Here is a 3591-nt window from a genome sequence, read left to right on the forward strand (position 1 = left end):
GGTGAGCGCCACCCGGCGTAGCGCCGATGGGTTTGCCCTGCAAGTGATGGTCGGGCTGTGCCTGATCTGGGGTGTGCAACAGGTGATGATCAAATGGGCGGCGCCCGACATCGCGCCGGTCATGCAGGCGGCGGGGCGGTCGGGTATTTCCGCGTTGCTTGTAGGATTATTGATCTGCTGGAAGGGCGGTTGGGATCAGGTCGGGACTACCTGGCGCGGCGGCTTGCTGGCCGGCGCGTTGTTTGGCCTGGAGTTCTTCTTCATTGCCGAAGGTCTGCAACTGACCACGGCGGCGCATATGTCGGTATTTCTCTACACCGCGCCGATCTTTACCGCGTTGGGCGTGCATTGGTTGCTGCCGAGTGAGCGTTTAAGACCGGTGCAGTGGCTGGGGATTTTTCTGGCGTTCATTGGCATTGCCATTGCGTTTGCCGGTGGTGTGTCCTGGGACAATCTTGACCACCGCATGTTGATGGGCGATGCCCTGGGTGTGCTGGCCGGCGCGTCGTGGGGCGCGACCACTGTAGTGGTGCGCGCCTCGCGTCTGTCGGAAGCGCCGGTGACCCTGACGCTGTTTTATCAACTGATCGTCGGCTTCGTCGGCCTGCTGCTGATCGCGATCCTCAGTGGTCAGGTCACCCATGTCAGCCTGACCACGGTGGCGGTGGCCAGCGTGCTGTTTCAGGGATTGGTGGTGTCGTTCTTCAGCTACCTGACGTGGTTCTGGCTACTGCGCCGTTACCTGGCGGCGAACCTCGCGGTGTTTTCGTTCATGACGCCGTTGTTCGGCGTCACGTTCGGCGTGGTGCTGCTGGGTGAAGAGCTGAGCCTGAACTTTGTGATCGGCGCGGTACTGGTTTTGCTCGGGATCACTTTTGTGAGCGCAGAGCAGTGGGTGCGCCGTCGTTTGCGCAAAGCACTTGGGCAACCCTGATCGGGCGCAGCAACAAGCCTGCGGCAATGATAAAACCGCCGCCGGCGATCACCAGCGCGGGTTGCAAGCCACCGCTGAAATGGCTGCTCAACGCGGCTAGCAACGGCCCGCTGAGCTGACCCACGGCGAAGCACGCGGTCAGCAGCCCGGCATTGCGCTGGGTGGCGTGGGGCGCCAGTTCCCGGGAGCGCTGCATCACCAGTTGCATGCAGGCCAGAAACGGCCCGCCACACAGGATCACCCCCAGCGCCAGGCCGGCACCGCTGCCCAACAGGCAAGCAAACACCCCGGCGGCCTGTAGCCATAGCGTCGCCATCAGCCAATGACGAGTTGCGTTCGGGTTGTGCCGACGCAGGCTCACCAACACGACCCCGGTCGCCGCCGCCAGACCAAAGCACGGCCAGAACAGATCGGCTTGCCATTGCCCATGGAACTGCGCGCTGGCCATTTGTGAGAGGAAAGTGGCCGGGATGATGTAGCCCAGACCGTACAACCCATAGATTACCGGTAAGCGTCCGACGCCTTGGGCAGCCGACTTGGTGGCAAGCGGTATCACCGTTGAAGTGGCGGCCGGCTGCGGCAGGAACGGCAGAATCGCCAGCAGCGTCACCAGGCCGACAGCGGCATACACCAGCCACAAGGTTGCGGACGTCTGCCCCAGCAGGTTCGAGCCCAAGGCCAACAACCCTGTCAGAAAAATCCCCAGACCCGGTCCGGCAAACACCAAGGCGCCGAGTCGCGGACGACCGGCCGCCGCTGCCAGCGGTTGGCTCAACGCGGTAATCATCACCAGCACCCAGGCACTGGCCACGCCCGTGCCGAAACGCAGCGCCAGATGCGCCCAGAACCCGTTGGCCCAGAACGAGGCCAGGGTCAGCAATACACACAACCACAAACCGCCGAGCAGGCGCCTGCGAACCTGATCGGGGCGACGGGCGAACATCGCATCCACCGCGCCGGCGAAGTAACCAAGGTAGTTGGCGGCAGCAATCAGACCAGCGGCAGTCAGGTCGATCTGACCTTCGCTGAGCAAGTGCGGCAGTTGTGGGGTGAGGGCGAAACGCCCGATGCCCATGGCCATCATCAGGGCGACAAAGCTGGCGGTTAAGCGAATCAGCGGGGACATGGTCTGAGTTCCGTTTCGAGGATCAATGACCGTCAGGCTAGGACTGATTGACTTTCTTTAAAAATGAATAATAGTGAGAAACTTGTTCTTATTTGGAGAATGGCGTGGAATTCAGCCAATTGCGGATCTTCCAGGCAGTGGCGGAGGAGGGTTCCATCACCCGAGCCGCCGAACGCCTGCATCGCGTGCCCTCCAACCTGTCGACCCGGCTTAAACAGCTCGAAGAGCAACTCGGTGTCGAACTGTTCGTACGCGAGCGTCAGCGTTTGCAGTTATCACCTGCGGGAAAAGTCCTGCTGGACTACACCACCAAGCTGTTCGCCTTGCATGACGAAGCTCACGCGGCGGTGCAGGGCGGGCAACCGGCCGGGGATTTCGTACTGGGCACCATGTACAGCACCGCCGCAATTCACTTGCCAGAGCTGTTGGCGCGTTATCACCGCCGCTACCCGGCGGTGAACCTGCAAGTGCAGTCGGGGCCCAGCGGTGAATTGCTCGAAGGGCTGCTCACCGGGCGCCTCGATGCGGCGCTGGTGGACGGCCCGCTGGAACTGGCCGGGCTCGACGGCGTGCCGTTGTGCGACGAACGGCTGGTGTTGATCAGCGAGGCCGATCATCCGCCGGTGCGCAGTGCGCTGGATGTCGAAGGGCGTTCGGTGTTCACGTTTCGCCAGGGCTGCTCCTACCGGATGCGCCTGGAAGCCTGGTTTGCCCATGACCATGCGGCCATGGGCCGACCCATGGAGATCGAGTCTTATCCGGGAATGCTGGCCTGCGTGATTGCCGGCTCTGGCGTGGCGCTGATGTCGGAGTCGATGCTCGCCAGTCTGCCGGGGCGTGAAAGCGTGGCGGTGCACCTGTTGGCCGAGCCGTTTGCCAGCGCGACCACTTGGCTGATGTGGCGCAAAGGCATGGTCGGGGCCAACCTGAATGCATGGATCGAGCAGCAGCAGGCGGTGTATCCGTCGACCATGGTCCAGGCCCAGTCAATTTCTTGAACTAACGTCCAAGGATTTGGATCAATTCAGTAACAGATCATTGCGATCTTGAGCGAGCATTGCGTAGGACTTCGGACTATTATCAGTGCGAAGGGGCTACAGAACTTCGGCCGCTCGGCACGACCCTGAAGGGGGGCATCATGAAAGAGAAAATCCAAAACTGGCTGCATGACCTGGGTGTCGCACTCGGTTTGATTGAACCGCCTCTGCAACCGGTGCCAATTCGCACTGATGACGAACAACGTCGCCGCCAGCAGCGCCGTCGGTAAGTCTGGCAAATCACCTGTGGCGAGGGAGCTTGCTCCCGCTCGATTGCGCAGCAATCGCAAGCTGCACTCGCGCTCAAGCTGACCCACCTGAGTGGCGATGAATGGGGCCGCTGCGCGCCCCAGCGGGAGCAAGCTCCCTCGCCACAGGTGATTTGCCAGACTTACCGACGGCGCTGCTGGCGGCGACGTTGTTCGTCATCAGTGCGAATTGGCACCGGTTGCAGAGGCGGTTCAATCAAACCGAGTGCGACACCCAGGTCATGC

General features: G+C 61.9%; 5 protein-coding genes. 3 read left to right on the top strand and 2 right to left on the bottom strand.

The genetic code is table 11. The features are described from left to right. Position 1 precedes the first annotated feature (1 nt). Positions 2-934, top strand: coding sequence for a DMT family transporter (locus AC1DLB_RS24890; protein WP_028939950.1), 933 nt, complete (start codon positions 2-4; stop codon positions 932-934). Here the strand turns inward: AC1DLB_RS24890 and AC1DLB_RS24895 are convergent. After that, complete coding sequence (locus AC1DLB_RS24895; protein WP_477743404.1) at positions 870-2060, bottom strand: MFS transporter; 1191 nt, start codon at positions 2058-2060, stop codon at positions 870-872. The two genes, AC1DLB_RS24890 and AC1DLB_RS24895, sit on opposite strands and share 65 nt — an antisense overlap. A gap of 104 nt (positions 2061-2164) precedes the next feature. On the opposite strand from AC1DLB_RS24895, the gene ptrR reads away from it, so the two are divergent. Then, positions 2165-3058 carry a putrescine utilization regulator PtrR gene (gene ptrR, locus AC1DLB_RS24900; protein WP_477743405.1) on the top strand — a complete coding sequence of 298 codons (894 nt, stop codon included), beginning with the start codon at positions 2165-2167 and terminating at the stop codon, positions 3056-3058. 140 nt (positions 3059-3198) lie between these two features. Continuing rightward, positions 3199-3327 (top strand): PA1414 family protein, encoded by a 129-nt coding sequence (locus AC1DLB_RS24905; protein WP_007914492.1) that lies wholly within the window; start codon positions 3199-3201, stop codon positions 3325-3327. Between the two features lie 161 nt (positions 3328-3488). Here AC1DLB_RS24905 and AC1DLB_RS24910 read toward each other — a convergent pair. After that, positions 3489-3591, bottom strand: a 103-nt coding sequence (locus tag AC1DLB_RS24910) for a PA1414 family protein (RefSeq protein WP_477785829.1), incomplete at its 5' end; no start/stop codon positions are given.

The sequence above is a fragment of the Pseudomonas sp. 05N434 genome, from assembly GCF_056396965.1.

What these genes read in the sequence shown, in the direction of transcription:
- AC1DLB_RS24905 (WP_007914492.1), top strand. Translation starts at nt 3,199, where the DNA reads ATGAAAGAGAAAATCCAAAACTGGCTGCATGACCTGGGTGTCGCACTC.
- AC1DLB_RS24895 (WP_477743404.1), bottom strand. Translation starts at nt 2,060, where the DNA reads ATGTCCCCGCTGATTCGCTTAACCGCCAGCTTTGTCGCCCTGATGATG.